Annotated in this window: 13 protein-coding genes; 11 read left to right on the top strand and 2 right to left on the bottom strand. The window is 39.4% G+C overall.

Features of this window, described 5'->3' with window-relative positions; all coding sequences use genetic code 11:
- Positions 1-70 precede the first annotated feature (70 nt).
- Both JNUCC52_RS10210 and JNUCC52_RS10205 read left to right on the top strand, forming a co-directional pair.
- Positions 71-1,252 (top strand): PDZ domain-containing protein, encoded by a 1,182-nt coding sequence (locus tag JNUCC52_RS10210; RefSeq protein WP_337982017.1) that lies wholly within the window; start codon positions 71-73, stop codon positions 1,250-1,252.
- Complete coding sequence (locus JNUCC52_RS10205) at positions 1,252-1,476, top strand: CsbA family protein (RefSeq protein WP_173478137.1); 225 nt, start codon at positions 1,252-1,254, stop codon at positions 1,474-1,476. The genes JNUCC52_RS10210 and JNUCC52_RS10205 overlap by 1 nt, the downstream gene beginning before the upstream one ends.
- A 175-nt stretch (positions 1,477-1,651) precedes the next feature.
- On the opposite strand, the gene JNUCC52_RS10200 is transcribed toward JNUCC52_RS10205, so the two are convergent.
- Positions 1,652-1,978 carry an AzlD domain-containing protein gene (locus JNUCC52_RS10200; protein ID WP_173478102.1) on the bottom strand — a complete coding sequence of 109 codons (327 nt, stop codon included), beginning with the start codon at positions 1,976-1,978 and terminating at the stop codon, positions 1,652-1,654.
- Positions 1,975-2,706, bottom strand: coding sequence for an AzlC family ABC transporter permease (locus JNUCC52_RS10195; RefSeq protein ID WP_173478101.1), 732 nt, complete (start codon positions 2,704-2,706; stop codon positions 1,975-1,977). Before JNUCC52_RS10195 ends, JNUCC52_RS10200 begins: the two co-directional genes overlap by 4 nt.
- A gap of 124 nt (positions 2,707-2,830) precedes the next feature.
- On the opposite strand from JNUCC52_RS10195, the gene JNUCC52_RS10190 reads away from it, so the two are divergent.
- From JNUCC52_RS10190 to JNUCC52_RS10155, 9 genes are all read left to right on the top strand, one after another.
- The gene (locus JNUCC52_RS10190) at positions 2,831-3,382 is read left to right on the top strand and encodes a helix-turn-helix domain-containing protein (protein ID WP_173478100.1); all 552 of its coding nucleotides are present in this window, start codon (positions 2,831-2,833) and stop codon (positions 3,380-3,382) included.
- A gap of 11 nt (positions 3,383-3,393) precedes the next feature.
- Positions 3,394-4,017 carry a TVP38/TMEM64 family protein gene (locus JNUCC52_RS10185; protein ID WP_173478099.1) on the top strand — a complete coding sequence of 208 codons (624 nt, stop codon included), beginning with the start codon at positions 3,394-3,396 and terminating at the stop codon, positions 4,015-4,017.
- A gap of 161 nt (positions 4,018-4,178) precedes the next feature.
- Positions 4,179-7,688 (top strand): helicase-exonuclease AddAB subunit AddB, encoded by a 3,510-nt coding sequence (addB, locus tag JNUCC52_RS10180; protein ID WP_337982016.1) that lies wholly within the window; start codon positions 4,179-4,181, stop codon positions 7,686-7,688.
- A 1-nt stretch (position 7,689) separates the two neighbouring features.
- Positions 7,690-11,403 (top strand): helicase-exonuclease AddAB subunit AddA, encoded by a 3,714-nt coding sequence (addA, locus tag JNUCC52_RS10175; protein WP_337982015.1) that lies wholly within the window; start codon positions 7,690-7,692, stop codon positions 11,401-11,403.
- Positions 11,404-11,562: 159 nt separating this feature from the next.
- A complete protein-coding gene (locus JNUCC52_RS10170) occupies positions 11,563-12,729 on the top strand; it encodes a DUF418 domain-containing protein (RefSeq protein ID WP_337982014.1) in 1,167 nt (388 codons plus the stop codon).
- Between the two features lie 124 nt (positions 12,730-12,853).
- Positions 12,854-13,756: a fumarylacetoacetate hydrolase family protein gene (locus JNUCC52_RS10165; RefSeq protein WP_173478096.1), complete on the top strand. Its 903-nt coding sequence runs from the start codon at positions 12,854-12,856 to the stop codon at positions 13,754-13,756.
- Positions 13,757-13,982: 226 nt separating this feature from the next.
- Entirely contained in the window at positions 13,983-14,351 is a 369-nt protein-coding gene (locus JNUCC52_RS10160; protein ID WP_173478095.1) for a YisL family protein, read from the top strand.
- Positions 14,352-15,006: 655 nt separating this feature from the next.
- Positions 15,007-15,102, top strand: coding sequence for a helix-loop-helix domain-containing protein (locus JNUCC52_RS23190; protein ID WP_443136914.1), 96 nt, complete (start codon positions 15,007-15,009; stop codon positions 15,100-15,102).
- Between the two features lie 131 nt (positions 15,103-15,233).
- Positions 15,234-16,706, top strand: coding sequence for an alpha-amylase family glycosyl hydrolase (locus tag JNUCC52_RS10155; protein WP_337982013.1), 1,473 nt, complete (start codon positions 15,234-15,236; stop codon positions 16,704-16,706).
- Positions 16,707-16,980 lie beyond the last annotated feature (274 nt).

The following is a 16,980-nucleotide window of genomic DNA, read 5'->3' as shown; positions in this document are numbered from 1 at the left end:
ACTACGCAAGACAGTGGTCGTTTGATACAATGAATGCATAGTATTCATGACAGAAACGGCGGGTGTTCGTATGGCTAGTAACATATTAATAGAAATTGTAACAGCGATTGGCCGCTTTTTACTTAATCCAGTAGTTTATATTGCGATAGTAGTTGCTATTTTATTAGGGTATAGACGTGTAAAGCAAGAGCGAAGATTTTTTAACAGACGTATCATTTGGGGTTGGACAGAGCTGTTAGAACAATGGAAGCGTGGATGGCCTTATGCATTAGTCATTTCACTAATTAGTCTAGGTGTCGGGCTGACTGTTCCTCCATCATTTTTATTGAGTCTAATGGCTATATCTTTTCTAGGTTTGTTGCTATTTTTCATCAATGTATTATCACCAATTTACACAATGGCAATGGCGACTCTAGCATTATGGGCAATGTTTCAATACAATTGGACGTTCTCCTGGTGGAAACTTTCGTTGGAAGGCGTTAATTTATTAGAAGGAGCTATTGTTACAATTACAATCATAACAGGGCTATGCGTTATCGTAGAAGGCATGCTAATTCGTCGTACTGCTAAACAAGTGGTAACTCCTGGTATTGAAAATACGAAGCGTGGGATGCAGGCTATCGTGTATCGTACACGGAATGTTTGGGTGTTACCTATATTCTTTATTATTCCAGGTAATATCATTCCATCATCATTGCCATATTGGCCGCAGTTTACGTTGGGAGATAATCACTTTGCTTTCGTATTATTCCCTGTAGTTATCGGATTTTCTAAGCTGTTAAGGAAAGAATTACCGATTGTGCAGTTGCCGAAAATAGGGCGCTCCGTCTTATTGTTAGGTCAGCTGATTTTAATAGGTGGACTTGCTTCATTTTTGGCACCAACTATTGGCTATATAACATTAGCAGTAGGGGTATTAATTCGAATACTGATTTCAATTTATTATGCATTGCAAGATAAAACGGAATCATATGCAGTTGCACCAAGTACAAAGGGAGCGATAATTGCTGCTGTGCTTCCTGATTCACCAGCAGAAAAAATGGGCTTGCTTGCAGGGGAATGTATTCGTAAAGTAAACGGACACACGATTACTACAGAAGTTGAACTATATGAAGCTTTACAATTGAATGCTGCACATTGTCGTTTAGAGGTGCTTGATCGTAATAACGAAATTCGCCTGACACAGCATGTCATTTACAGCAATGACCATTATCGAATAGGGTTATTGTTGGCGGAGCCGAGAGAACTATGATAGATCTATATGGGAAAATAATGTTAGCATTATTTTTCCCAGCATTACTCGTGTTATTGTTTACTCGAATTACGTATAACCGTTATGTGGCACTAAGTTTAGCAATAGCACTTATTGCGGCTTCAGTATATGCAGGTTATACTTCTCCACCTATTATTTTTGTCATTGATGCATTTTCGTTAACTGTTGGCTTTTGGTTGGCGAGCAAAATGCAAAAAAAATAAGGAAGGCTGTCATAAAAAGTCTTCTTAACTCCTGTGAAAAATAAAAATCCGCGTCGCATTTGCGTGCACTGTGTAAGACGAGATCATCTTTATAGCGATGATTTCGTCTTATACCTCGTGCTAATTCGCAAGCGTCTAAGCGGATTTTTTTATAGGGAAAAGTCAACCTAATTGATTACATAAAAAATCTAACAGCAGCCATGATGATAACGCCTGCCACAACTGTAATAGATAGACTTTTTGTAACTAATGCAATAAGTAGAGTAGGCACAAAGGTTAAAAAGACAGGCCAATCTAGTGTCACGAAACTTTTGCTTTCAGTATCTAATAAGTTTTCTATAACAAGGGCGCTGAGAATGCAAACTGGAATAAAGCTAAGCCATTTTAGCACAACATCTGGCAGTGTTACACTGCGTACAAACATAAATGGAATAACACGGGGTAACCATGTAACTAATGCGCAACCGATAATAAGCCATACCATCGAAGCTGTTGTCGTCATTTATCTGTCACCACCCCAATCGTCGCCACAATTACAGTTGCAAGTAGTACTGCTAAATGTGAAGGAACGAGATAAGATAAGCCGTACATAATGATAACCATATAGCCAATCAATTTTAGGTAATGCATAATTTTATTTTTTCCAACGCTACTAAGCTGTAGCACGAGTAAAGCTACAAACATGGCGATTAATGCAAAGTCCAAGCCCCACTTTTCGGGGTTTGCCACCCATTGCCCTAAAAAAGCACCTGCAACGCAAGATAAAATCCAAAAAGAATACGCTGTTATATTCAGTCCATCCATCCATTTGCCATGTAATTTACCATTTTGCATTTGTTTGGTTACGGCTACTCCAAATGTTTCATCTGTTAATAATGTCCCGAATCCAACATTTCGTAGCATAGAATAGCGCGTAAAATGAGGTGCCAATGTTAAACTCATTAATAAATGACGTAGATTTACGACAAAAATGGTTACAATGATAGCAGAGGCAGGACTACTCGTTAGCAAAAGTGCACAAAAAATAAATTGAGCAGAGCCAGCGTAAACGAGTATTGTCAGTAATGCAATTTCAACTACAGATAGTCCAGAAGCGGAACCTACAACCCCGAATGCCAGTCCTATACTAATGTAACCGAGTAGAGTAGGTACACAATCTTTAAATCCTTGTAAAAAGCTATCTTCTGTAGTGGTTGTTGAATCATTATGAAGATCTGTTGTGCTTGTCATAAATAGGTCATCCTTTCGGAAAAATTTCCATGTATACTTATAGTGGAATAGTTTGATAATTCACACATGTTTATTAAAGTATACATATGTCTGATAAAATAAACAATAGGAAATGGTGAGTCAGATGGAACAAATGAGTCGAAATTTAGCATTCCAATTAAAAAAAATACGACAGCAACGTAGTTTAAGCTTAGATGATGTAGCAAAAGCAACAGGCGTTAGTAAAGCACAGCTTGCCCAAATTGAGAAAGGTGAAGCGAATCCAACTGTTTCAACAATTTGGAAAATTGCTGCAGGTCTTCGTATATCATTTTCATCCCTTTTACAACCACCGATAGCCCATTTTATGAAGTTTAGCAGTAAAAATGCGCCACATGTCGATGAGGATGACGGGCGTTATCGTGTCTACTCCATTATTCCTTATGATCCTGAACGAGGTTGGGAATTTTATAAAGTAGAAATGGAGCCAGGTGCCAGAAGTAGGAGTGAAGCCCATACAGAAGGGGTAGAAGAAACTGTAACTGTTATTCATGGACAAGCAATTATTTCTGCTGGCGTAATGCACGAAACTTTAACTGAAGGAGAAACTTTGGTATTTTCTGGACATCAAGCACACGAATATCAAAATGCTTCAGAAGAACTTACGATTTTACATGTAATCTTGCAATATAAATAGAGGTGGCAAAAGTGAATGAATGGTTTACTGTAGAAAATATCGAGCATGTTGCGGCACAATACCGAACGTTGGGACCCATAATAGGTGTGATATTACCTTTCTTAGAGGCTTTTTTTCCTTTTTTACCGCTAGTTGTGTTCGTTGTCGCAAATGCAAGTGCGTTTGGATTATGGATAGGTTTTTTATTATCATGGTTAGGTTCAGTAGCAGGTTCATATGCAGTATTTTTGCTTGTCCGACATTTCGGAAAGCATCCGAAGCTGCGTTTTGTAACGCGGGGGAAAAAGGTACAAAAGCTTATCAAATGGGTTGATATGAACGGAATTAGCCCGTTGTTTGTTTTACTGTGCTTCCCATTTACACCGTCAGTGCTTGTCAATATAGTTGCGGGTCTCTCGCATATTCATAAAAAATATTATTTAACAGTGCTACTAGCAGGAAAATTCGTAATGATTTTAGGGATGAGTGTTCTTGGCTATGATTTAAAATCGTTGTTAACAAGTCCGATTCGACTGATTAGTGCTGGTGTAGCCATTGTATTGTTATGGTGGATAGGCAAGCTTATAGAGAAGCGTTTGAATGCGCGAGTGGAAAAAGATTTGAAACGTGCGCGAAAAATGACGAAAAATGAATAATCTTCTAGGCTGAATCTACACATGCAGTCCCTTGTATCATGTAAAATGGTAGGAGGGTCTTTTTTATTTCAGTAGTTTGGTATTGGAGAATTATGGTGAAACGAATTACAATAGATTTTTTATAATAGATTTGAATTTTTTACGAATAGGGGGAAGAGTGAATGACATTACGAATTGTATCAGGACGTGCAGGTACTGGAAAATCAGCGTTTATTCATAGAGAGATTGTCGAGCAAGTATCTACAGATCCATTAGGTCACCCTATTTTTATCATTGTTCCTGACCAAATGTCTTATTCTACTGAATATGAGCTTACTAATAGACATGGCTTACACGGACTAATACGTGCACAAGTGATGACGTTTAAACGTTTAGCTTGGCTTGTACTACAAGAAACGGGTGGGATTGCCCGCCAAGAAGTTAATGGCTATGGCTATCGAATGCTTATTCGAAAATTACTAGAGGAGCAAAAAAGCGATTTCTCTCTATTTCGACAAGCTGCTGGTAAACGAGGCTTTACAGAAGAAATCGAAACATTATTACGTGAATTTAGCCGTTACAGTGTGAACAGTTCAGTATTAGCAGAAGTGACAGCTTCCTTAAAGGCTGTCGATGCACCGAATACATTACAGGCAAAAACAAATGATTTACAAATTGTTTTACAAGCATTAGAAGAACGACTTGGCACGACTTATGTCGACAGTGAGGGATACTATCCGATTTTAACAGAGCAGTTAAAATTTTCGGAGACGATGAAGCAGGCGACAATTTATATAGATGGTTTTACCGCATTTACTGTTAGAGAGCTAGAGCTTGTAAAAGAACTGCTAAAAGTATCAAAGCAGGTTACCGTTGTACTGCCGTTCGACCATATCGAAGAAGTTTACGATGAGCAAGCGCTTTTCAATGAAGCGGCGATGACAAACCAACGTCTGCAAGATATAGCACAGGAAAATGGCATCGAGATAGATGGACCAATACATTTTTTCAATACACACCGATTCCAGTCTGAAGATTTACGTCATGTAGAAGCAACATTTGAGAAAATGGTGCCACAAACAAAAAAATCAACAGGTGATGTGAAGGTTTTTGAAGCATCGAATCGACGGGCTGAGATTCATGCCATTGCCCGGGAAATAACGAAGCTGACAAGGCAGGAGGGCTATCGTTATCAAGATATAGTATTGCTCTTTAGACAAGCAGATGTATATGATCCGCTCATATCAACAATTTTCCAACAGTATGACATTCCTATTTTTGTGAACTCGAAAAAAACGATGCTTCATCATCCTTTAATTGAGTTTAGTCGTTCTGCTTTGGAAGTTATAACATCTAATTGGAAATATGAACCGCTTTTTAGAAGTGTGAAAACAGATTTATTTTTCCCATTGCATGCAGAGCAAAGTGTTTGGCGTGAGCGTGCAGATCGTCTAGAAAATTACTGTTTAGCACAAGGGATTTACGGAGAACGATGGTTTGAAGAGGCTAGATGGTTTTACAAAAAATATAGAGGGCTCGAATTTCATTCCCGTGTTCAAACGGATGAAGAGCGTGCGATGCAGACAGAAATCGAGGCAATTCGCGATGTCATCCGTGCACCGTTAAAAGCATTACAGGACAAGCTTATGCATGCAACAACTGGTAGAGATGTCGCAACTGCGTTATATGAGCTAGTCGAGGAAGTGCAAGTATATGACAAGCTACAACTTATGAAAGATCGTGAAATTGATAGGGGAGAAGCATTAGCGGCAAGTGAGCATGATCAAGCGTGGAAAGAATGGGTGGCAGTACTTGATCAGTTTGTTTACATGTTTGGGGAGCAGGAAATGTCTGTGGAAGAAGCGGCAAAAATTTTAGATGAAGGATTCGATACATTAGAATTTTCCCGTATTCCCCCTACTTTAGATGAGGTCATGGTGGCAACAGTCGATTTAGCCCGTTTATCGCATATTAAAGTTGCCTTTGTTCTAGGAATGAACGATGGCGTTTACCCTACGCGTATGGATTATGAAGGATTACTATCTGATACAGAACGTGATTGGTTTATGCACATCGGCTATGAATTAGCACCAACATCGAAAAATAGATTATTGCAGGAAAACTTCTTACTATATCGTGCAATAACAACACCGTCAGAAAAGCTATATATGACCTATTCGACGGCAGATGAAGAGGGAAAAGCACTCCTCTCTTCGTTATACATTAAGAGGATTATTGGAAACGATAAAACGGAAGGACTTTTAAGCGGGGTAAATGTTGAGCGTGTTGTCATTGATCCAATTGAATTGCTCGATAATAATGTATTGCCTTATTTACGACATCCTCGTACAGCATTAGCACATTTAACGCTGCAATTACGGCAAGCAGAGCATACTCGTGAGCTTGCACCAGAATGGGTAGCTTTACAAAAATATTATGAACAAGATCCATATTGGGCGTTAATTTTACATCGACTAATGCATCCAATTACACATAAAAATGAGGCAGAACCTTTAGAAGGTTACATTACACAAGAGTTATATGGTCGTAAGCTGACATCTAGTGTGTCACGTATTGAAAAATACTTCCGTTGTCCATTCTCTCATTTCACAACGTATGGGCTACGGTTGGAAGAACGGGCAGAATATCGCTTAGAAACATTTGCAATGGGTGATTTATTCCATGAGGCGTTGAAATGGATTACTGAAGAGACGCATCGTTTACAGCTATCGTGGATTCGTTTAACGAAGCAGCAAATTCAACAGCTTGCGCGACAGGCAGTTGAGCAAATAGTGCCTGTTTTCTCCCATCAAATTTTACTATCGAGTGCACGCTATCGTTATATCCAGCGCAAGCTTATCCGTATTGTAGAGCGCACAATGATGGCACTGACACAGCACGCAAATGTTTCCCACTTTAAACCAATTGCCATTGAGGCATCGTTTGGACCAGGGCAACACGAACAGCTTCCGCCATTGGAAATTGATTTACACGGTGGCAAAAAAATGTTTATGCGTGGTCGTATTGACCGTGTAGATAGTGCATCTATTGATGATCGCTCTTATTTACGTATCGTCGATTATAAATCATCTGCTCGTGATTTAGACTTGAATGAGGTCTATCATGGCCTATCGCTACAGGTGCTCACTTATTTAGATGTAGCGATGGAAAATGCATCCTATTGGCTACCTGGTGATGCAGAGCCTGCGGGTGTGCTGTATGTCCATGTCCATAATCCAATGTTAAAACTTGATAAAGACTTGAGTGATAGTGAAATTGAAGAAGATCGTTTAAAGCAATTTAAGATGAAGGGGCTTTTAACAGAAAATCCAGAAGCAATTTTATCGATGGACGAGCAACTTGAGGAAGCAAGTGGGCACTCCCAAATCATTCCTGTCTATATGAAAAAAGATGGTACACCATCAGAATCACAATCACGTATTGTGCCAGTTAATGATATGAAAAACTTACAACATTTCGTCCGCCGTAAGCATCAAGAAGCGGGGAATGGAATTTTAGCAGGGGACACAGCGATTAGCCCGTATAAACTAAAATCCAAAACAGCCTGTGATTATTGTCAATTTGCATCAGTGTGCCAATTTGACCCATCCGATGGTAAACAAAGCTATCGTCAGCTACCGCAAGTAAAACCAGTAGAGGTTGTCGAAAAAATTCGGGAGGAGATGAAATAATATGGTGCAGCAAATACCTGTGAAGCCAGCAAATGTCACTTGGACAGATGATCAGTGGAAAGCGATATATGCAAGTGGACAAGATACTCTTGTTTCAGCAGCAGCTGGATCTGGTAAAACAGCAGTGCTCATTAATCGCATGATTGAGAAAGTCGTCGCAACAGAAAACCCAATTAATGTGGATGAATTACTTGTTGTAACGTTTACTAATGCTTCGGCAGCTGAAATGCGCCATCGTATGGCAGAGGCACTTGAAAAGGCGATAGCAGAAAATCCGACGTCTAGCCATTTACGACGTCAGTTGAGTCTAGTTAATAAAGCGCAAATATCAACACTGCATTCCTTCTGTTTAGCCATTGTGAAGCAGTATGCGTATATGCTCGATATTGACCCAGGTTTTAGGATAGCGAATGAGGCTGAGATTGCGTTGCTTAGAGATGATATTCTAGCTGACGTGCTAGAATCAGCCTACGATACAGAGGACGAAGCTCAAATCAATGCCATATATCGATTAGTGGATAGTTTTACATCAGATCGTGATGATCAGGCGATTGAAACATTAATGAGTAAGCTTTATGATACGTCACGCGTTCATGCTGAACCGAAAAAATGGTTACGAAGCTTACCAGAAACATATAAGTTAGCAGATGATGTGACAATCGATGATTTAGAGTTATCAAAGTATGTGAAATTAACTGTTAAACATAGTCTAGAGGAAGCTTTCGTGCTAATTTCTGAAATGCGTGCTATTACGCTTCAGCCAGACGGCCCTGCGCCATATGCTGAAACGGCAGAGCTCGATTTTGCCATGATTCAAGAAGGGATTCGGATTAGTCATGAAGGAACGTGGCAACAGCTATTTGATTATTTTTTAACTGTCAAATGGTCGACATTGAAGCGCGTGTCAAAGGATGCATTAGTCGATGTAGAGCTTCAGGAGCTGGCAAAGAAAAAGCGTGAGTCGGCTAAAAAAATGATGAATAAGCTGAAAGAAACTTATTTTGTTCGCACACCAGCACGTCTGCTAGAAGAAATACGACTAATGGCACCGACGATTGCAACTTTAGTTGAGTTGACGACTATTTTTTACGAGCAATTCCGTCTGGCAAAATTAGAGCGGGGAATTATCGACTTTTCCGACTTAGAGCATTATGCATTGCAAATTTTAACGGAAGAGGTAGATGGTAAACTACAGCCTTCTCCTGTCGCGTTAGATTTGAAAAAACGTTTTAAAGAAGTGCTCGTAGATGAATATCAAGATACGAATATGCTACAAGAAACGATATTACAATTAGTCAAACTTGGTGAAGAGCAAGATGGCAACCTTTTTATGGTTGGTGACGTAAAACAAAGTATATATCGCTTCCGTTTAGCAGAGCCAAAGCTCTTTATGCGAAAGTATGGTGAGTTTTCAGAGAATCCAGATGCAACTGGCATGCGCATTGATTTGAATGCTAATTTCCGAAGTCGTAGTGAGGTTTTAGATGCCACAAATTTTGTATTTGCACAAATTATGGGTGAACGTGTTGGTGAAATACACTATGATGACAATGCTTCATTAAAGCCAGCAGCACCGTATGATGATAAAGAAGTACCTGTTGAACTCGTTGTTTTGCATCCACTAGAGGAGGAAGCAACGGATGAAGAACTGGAAGAGAGTATGAGCGAGGCATCAGAGCTTGAGGAACTAAAGAAATCCCAGTATGAAGCAAGATTTATTATTGATCGAATTCGCCAAATGATGGAAGACGGCACAACCGTATATGATACGAAAACCGCAACAGAGCGCCCATTAAAATACAGTGACATCGTTATTTTAATGCGTTCGATGACATGGTCAACGGATTTAGTGGAAGAATTTAAGCTTGCTGGAATTCCTCTCTATGCAGAGTCATCTAAAGGTTATTTTGACGCACTTGAAGTGATGATTATGCTTAACACATTAAAAGTCGTAGATAATCCGTATCAAGATATTCCACTAGCCTCTGTGTTGCGAGCACCCTTTGTAGGCTTAACAGAAAACGAGTTAGCCAAAATTCGTTTAGCAGATACAAAAACACCGTTCTACGATGCATTAAGGCAGTTTATTCGTAGTGAAGGACATGGTGTACAATCTGAAACATTTGAGAAGCTTCAACGTTTTATGCTGGCATTTGAAAATTGGCGAGATTTAGCGCGACGAGGATCTTTGTCAGATTTAATTTGGAAAATCTACTTAGATACACATTATTATGAAATGGTTGGCGCAATGCCGAATGGCAAACAACGACAGGCAAATTTACGCGTTTTACATGATCGAGCATTAATGTATGAAAAAACGTCGTTTCGAGGCTTATTCCGCTTCCTACGCTTTATAGATCGTATGCGCACACGTGGCGACGATTTAGGAACGGCAAAGTCCATTGGGGAAAAAGATGATGTCGTAAGACTTGTGACAATACACTCCTCCAAAGGGTTAGAGTACCCTGTTGTGTTTGTTGCAGGAATGGGACGTCCCTTCAATAAAATGGATTTCCATAATCCGTATTTATTCGACCAGGATTATGGGCTTGCAGTCAAGGCGATTGATCCAGAAAATCGTATAACTTATACTTCCTTACCGTTTCTTGCGATGAAGGAGAAAAAAGAGCTTGAAATGAGAGCCGAAGAAATGCGGGTTTTATATGTAGCAATGACACGTGCCAAGGAACGGCTTATTTTAGTAGGTTCAGTAAAAAGCTGGGGTAAAACACGTGATGCTTGGCAGGATGCTCAAAACTTGGCTGTGGATGCACCGTTGCAAGATTATTTACGTGCACGTGCCAATAGTTATTTTGACTGGGTTGGACCTGCTGTTGCACGACATGCTGATTTTGCATCCATCGCAAGTTCACCATATAAGGCGAGACAAGATGTATCTCATTGGTGGATTCGTGCGATACCAACCTATCACTTTATGTATGACACGCAAGCGCTCGACAGTGACGTACAGCAGATGCTAGAAGCACCCGAGGATGCGACGTTGCTCGCAGAAATTACAAATCGCTTCCAAGCGCAGTATGCATTTCAAAAATCGACACTAAAACGCTCAAAAACATCTGTTAGTGAAATAAAGCGTGTTGAAAGTTTACAACGTCAAGAAGAGCCAGAATACTACTTTATGAATCCTAAAAAGAATCAGGCTACGATTGCACCTAGACCAACCTTTTTACAGGACAAGCAGCTAACAGGTGCAGAAATGGGTACAGCTGTCCATACGGCTATGCAGCATGTACCACAGAGTGGCTTTTCTACAGTGCAAGAGGTTGAGCAATTTGTAGCTGAGTTAGTGGCAAAACAGTTGCTCACGGAGGCAGAAAGCAAAATTGTTCCGTGCGAGAAAATTTTCCGTTTCTTTACAACAGAGATTGGACAACGCTTTAAAAATGCCAAGCAAATTCGCAGAGAAATGCCATTTACCATTAGTCGTGTCGATGAAGACGGTGACGCGCAAATCGTTCAAGGGATTGTGGATTGCTTGTTTGAGGATGTTTATGGCAACTGGATATTACTTGATTATAAAACAGACCGTATTAGGCCCCCATTTATGGAGGAGCCAGCGCTATCGAAGGAACTTATAGGTCGCTATGGTGTACAACTACGTGTTTATAGTGAGGCGATTGAATCGATTTTACACATACAAGTAAATGAAAAAGTGTTGTACTTGTTTGATATTGAGCAGGCACTTTATGCGTAGGGAAACCGTCGCCTTAGAAATTAGGTAGTATTCCTTTCATACGCGTGAAAATGCAAGCTGCAAACTTCTGCGTGGAAAGTGAGCGTTCATATAGCTTACATACATGCAGAAGGGAGCAAATTGCAATGTACGTGATAGGAAAGAAGAGGAGGCTATTTTGTGAATTTAAAACCGACGATGTTGCAGGAGCGTATTGCAACATTAGATATTTTACGTGGAATGAGTTTATTAGGTATTTTGCTCGTGAATATGTATGCTTTTTATTTGCCAATGCCACACATCGATTTAGGGTCATGGTTTACGACACCGTCTGATATTGTTTGGCAGCAAAATTTAGATATTTATGTGCAAAGCAGTTTTTACCCGTTATTTTCTATGTTATTTGGCTATGGGTTAGCGATGCAATGGCAAAAAGCCCAAAGTCGTGAGCAAAACTTTTATGGAACAGGTCTTCGAAGGCTGAGTGTATTGTTTATGTTTGGTTTGGCGCATGCGGTCCTCATTTGGTGGGGAGATATTTTAATGATGTATGCATTTTGTGGTGTTTTTTTATTGTTACTACTACGTTTACAGCCAATTTGGCTTTTATTGACTGGAATTATTATTAATGGACTTATGCATGTTTTTATGTTGTTTGTAGTAGGGTATATTAGCTTTAATACGGAGGTTGATACGTATTTAAATATTACCGATGTCGAAAAAGCAATCACGGCTTATGGCACAGGCAGTTGGGTGGATGCCTTTTTACAACGTTTATCAGACCTATCTGTTCAGGCTGGTATCGGAATGTGGATTGCGTCATTGTTTATGGTATTACCATTTATGCTAATGGGTGCTGCTGCTTCCAAATGGCATTTAGTTGAGCGAGCGAAAGAGCTGAAATGGTTGTGGCTGGCATTAACAATTGTAGGTCTCGCAGCAGGTATTTTTCTGAAAAGTACCCCAATCTTATATTCTCGTACGTATTTACTCGATTATATAAAGGTCTATATAGGTGGTCCAATATTATCAATCGGCTATATAGGGCTTATTGTCTTACTATGTTTATTGCCCGTTGTCCCAAAATTACTTAGTCCCTTTGCGAAAATCGGACGCATGTCGTTAACGATGTACATACTTCAATCCATTATCGGAACATGTATATTTTATCAATATGGATTAGGCTGGTATGGGAAAGTTAGTGTTGCTACTGGTGTGTTAATTGCTCTTGGTATTATTGTGGCACAAATGATTTTGGCAGAAATTTGGCTAACGAAGTGGAAGCAAGGTCCTTTCGAGGCTTTATGGCGCAAATTAACATATAAAGCGAAGACTGAGTCAAGCTAAAAAATTGCTCGTAATACACTTAATTGATAGAGAATTAGCAACATTAAAAATTGTTATCGTAAAAGTAAGGTAATTTATATCATATTGTTGTATCATGTAGAAAAAAGAAGGAGCTCTTAAAATCATGAAAATTTTATCATTTAAATTAGGTGGACATGTAAGCTTTGGACCAAAAGTAAAAAAAGAAGAAGCGGTATGGGATGTACTCGCTATTCAAAACGAACTTCAAGTTCTCCCTTCTTTTTCAAGTTCAATTGTCGATGGCATTGCATTAGGCTTCGATTTTGTTGAACAGATTCGTAAATTAGTAGAGGCAGCAGAAAAATCTGATCGTGCGAATAGCTTCAAGCGTGAATTTACAGTGATTGAATGGTTATCACCAATTCCACGTACGCCTAAAAATATTATGTGTATCGGTAAAAACTATGATGAGCATGCAAAGGAAATGGGTGCAGAAGCAGCACCAATCGATTTAATGGTATTTACGAAGTCTCCTACAGCAATTGCTGCAGACGGCCAAACATTATCTATTCATGCTGATCTTTCTTCAAAAATGGATTATGAAGGTGAACTTGCGGTTGTCATCGGTAAACGTGGGAAAAACATTCCGAAAAATTTAGCCTTTGATTATGTATTTGGCTACACAATTGCGAATGATATTACAGCGCGTGACTTGCAAGATAAACATAAGCAGTTTTTCTTAGGAAAAAGTCTTGAAGGCACTTGCCCATTAGGACCATACCTTGTGACAAAAGATGAAATTCCAAATCCACAAGACTTAACAGTCGTAACAAAAGTGAATGATGAAGTACGCCAAAATGGTACAACAAAAGATATGATGTTCACTGTCGAATCCCTTGTGTCGATTTTATCGCAACACGTAACATTAGAGCCTGGTGATGTCATTTTAACTGGTACACCAGCAGGCGTAGGGAAAGGCATGAATCCACCGCAATTTTTAAAAGCGGGTGATACAGTGAAAGTATCTATTCAAGGTATTGGTACGTTAGTCAATCATTTCGAATAATATGTTTAGTCCGCGTGAGTGTATGCTCCGCGGATTTTTTATTAGTGGAATCTTTTATTATTTAGATGGTAGGGATAAATGTCAAAAAAGCAATAAATTTAGAGTAGATTCGTCACCATCCAGCCGTAATTAATTCAATTTCGTGAACACAATTTGTAATATTTGAAACCATTTCCACCACATGATAGGATATAGTTTGATAGAAAAAAAATGAGGTGGGACAAACATGGATTTTTTAACTAACCAAACGCATTTACACATTACAACTTGGGTAGTTGGTATCGTTATCTTTTTAATCGCAGCACTTAGTGGTAAGCAGTCTAAAGGCTTACATATGGTATTACGTTTATTTTACATTTTAATTATCATTACAGGTGGAGCATTATTTATTAAAGGAATGGACTACGGTCAAGGAATGCTTTATGGCTTTAAATTTATTGGCGGTATTTTAGTTATTGGCATGATGGAAATGGTATTAGTCCGTCAAAAGAAAAACAAGCCAACAACAATGTTCTGGATTTTATTTGTAGTGTTTTTACTAATTACACTGTTCTTAGGGTTCAAATTACCAATGGGACAAAATTTCTTAGCATAATGATTTAAAAGCCGTGAAGTTTTGCTTCACGGCTTTTTTAGTGCCCAGCTTTTTAAGTGCCTGTCACCCAAACAATTTTCCTTGCAAAAATAGAACTTAGCAGATAGTACAAGTTGATGATAGCAGAGGCGGTGACTCCTGTGGGAACGAACAAAACGTAAGACGCAACAGGCGGCGCGACAGCGACGGTTGCGACTTACGTGTGTGCCCGCGGAAAGCACCGCTGTAGCGAACATTCACGACGATGCAAAAGAGGAGAGGCCATCTCATTTTTGTAAATAAACCGAATGGAATAAGTTTACTTTCCTTGCAAAAATAAAACTTAGCAGAGAGCACAAGTTGATGGTAGCGGAGGCGGTGACTCCTGTGGGAATGCACGCAGCGTAAGACGCAATAGGCGGCGCGCCAGCGAAGGTTGCGGCTTACGTGTGTGCCCGCGGAAAGCACCGCTGTAGCGAACAACAACGACCATGCCAAAAGAGACGAGGCCATCTCATTTTTGAAAGAAAAACCGAATGACATTAGTTATACTTTCCTTGCAAAAATAAAACTTAGCAGAGAGCACAAGTTGATGGTAGCGGAGGCGGTGACTCCTGGGGGAACGCACGCAGCGTAAGACGCAACATGCGGCGCGACAGCGACGGTTGCGGCTTACGTGTGTGCCCGCGGAAAGCACCGCTGTAGCGAACAACAACGACGATGCAAGATTAATTCCTCCTTTTTCTCTCTTGTCGATGCCTTTTATTTTTGAAGTTGACTTAATTTGACACCTTTTTGTCGTAATTCATTTTGCATTTCACGAAAATATTTTGAAATGATAGCTACGTAGTTGTTTTATTTGGTAAAATGACGTTGGATTGCTTTGAAAGAGAGGGAATAAAAGTGAAATTTAAGAAGTGGATAGGCGCAACAGCCGCATCGCTTTTACTGGCAACTTCATTAATAGGTGCAACACCAGCTCATGCGGATGAAGTTCAAACTAGAACGATTGCAGAAGAAAGCATTTTTGATTTACTCGTTGACCGTTTCTTTAATGGTTCGGGTACCAACGATTTTGATACAAATACGAAAGACCCAACGAAATTTGCAGGTGGTGACTTTACAGGTCTACAAGATAAACTAAAATTTATTGGCGAAATGGGCTATACAATTGTATCTATCGGAACAATTTTCGATACTGAAATATACGATGGCTCTATGCCAACAAGCTATAGTAAAATCGAAGAGCATTTTGGAACAGAAGAAGAATTCCAAAATGTCGTGAAGGCTTATAAAGAAAAAAATATGTCGATGATGGTAGACTTTCCTTTAAATAATGTGAGCCCTAATCATGAATGGGCACAGGACACTACAAAACAAAATTGGATTGTCTCTACAGATAATGGCCATATTCAATGGGATTTAACTAATAAAGATGTACAAGCTGCTTTAATTGAATCTGCGACAACATTTGTTTCTACATATGATGTTGGGGGCATACGTTTAACGAATATTGCGGATGCTGATTCTGATTTTCTCAATGAAATGATTACAGCATTAAAAGATACCAAAAATTCGTTATACGTTATTACAAATGAAGAAAGTGATGCAAATTTTGATGCAAGCTTCTCGCCAGCAACGGCTGAAATTTTCCGTAATATTTTTAAAAATGTTGATCAGGACTCATCAAAGTTAATGGAGCCTTTTGCTAGTGAGAAACCAACACAAATTATGATTGATTCACTGCAAACGCATCGTTTTACATTCGATTCGGCATCTGAAAACATGTTCCCACCAACACGATTAAAAATGGCATTGGGTGCATTATTTATGATGCCTGGTATTCCTGTAGTTCAGTACGGTACAGAAATCGCCATGAACGGGGAAGAGAAGCCTGACACACATCAGTTATACAATTTTAAAACAGATGAAGAGTTAATTGATTATATTAAAAACGTACAATCTTTACGTAATCAATCAGCGACATTACGTAAAGGTGATTTTGAAGTCATTACAAATGACAATGGTTTACTTGTATTTACACGAAAATCTGAGGAAGAGCAATGGATTATTATGGTGAACAATACGGGGAAAACACAACGTGTCGATTTAACACCAGAGCAAATTGGTGAAGGCAAAATGCTAAACGGTATTTTACAAGAAGAAAAGGTACGTATAAATGAAAAAGATGTGTACCCAGTCATTTTAGACCGTGAAATTGTAGAAATCTATCAAGTAAAAGACGATGAAGGACTAAACATTCCTTACATGGCTGCGCTTGGATTAGTCTATGTTGTATTTATTGGCTTTGTCATTGTTATTATTAAACGAGGTAAAAAACGTCGTCAAGAACAAGACGCTGCAAAGCAAAATTAGCCAAGAGGCTGGGACAAAACTTTAAAAGAGGAACAAAGCTGTTAGTAAATTCTTTTACAGTAGATAAAATTTAGAAGAGAACATTAGTTGATGGTAGCGAAGGCGGTGACTCCTGCGGGAACGCACGCAACGTAAGACGCAACAATCCGCGCGTTAGCGAGGGTTGCGGCTTATGGGGTGCCCGCGGAAAGCAACCGCCGTAGCGGACATCAACGGCATAGTAAAAAAGTGTTAGATTGATTGCAATCAATCTAACACTTTTTCTCTTGTGTCC

Source organism: Lysinibacillus sp. JNUCC-52, from assembly GCF_015999545.1.
In the GTDB taxonomy this organism is placed as follows: domain Bacteria; phylum Bacillota; class Bacilli; order Bacillales_A; family Planococcaceae; genus Lysinibacillus.
This window is presented reverse-complemented; position numbering and strand designations above follow the sequence as displayed.

What these genes read in the sequence shown, in the direction of transcription:
- JNUCC52_RS10210 (WP_337982017.1), top strand. Translation starts at nt 71, where the DNA reads ATGGCTAGTAACATATTAATAGAAATTGTAACAGCGATTGGCCGCTTT.
- JNUCC52_RS10200 (WP_173478102.1), bottom strand. Translation starts at nt 1,978, where the DNA reads ATGACGACAACAGCTTCGATGGTATGGCTTATTATCGGTTGCGCATTA.
- JNUCC52_RS10195 (WP_173478101.1), bottom strand. Translation starts at nt 2,706, where the DNA reads ATGACAAGCACAACAGATCTTCATAATGATTCAACAACCACTACAGAA.
- JNUCC52_RS10190 (WP_173478100.1), top strand. Translation starts at nt 2,831, where the DNA reads ATGGAACAAATGAGTCGAAATTTAGCATTCCAATTAAAAAAAATACGA.
- addB (WP_337982016.1), top strand. Translation starts at nt 4,179, where the DNA reads ATGACATTACGAATTGTATCAGGACGTGCAGGTACTGGAAAATCAGCG.
- addA (WP_337982015.1), top strand. Translation starts at nt 7,690, where the DNA reads ATGGTGCAGCAAATACCTGTGAAGCCAGCAAATGTCACTTGGACAGAT.
- JNUCC52_RS10165 (WP_173478096.1), top strand. Translation starts at nt 12,854, where the DNA reads ATGAAAATTTTATCATTTAAATTAGGTGGACATGTAAGCTTTGGACCA.
- JNUCC52_RS10160 (WP_173478095.1), top strand. Translation starts at nt 13,983, where the DNA reads ATGGATTTTTTAACTAACCAAACGCATTTACACATTACAACTTGGGTA.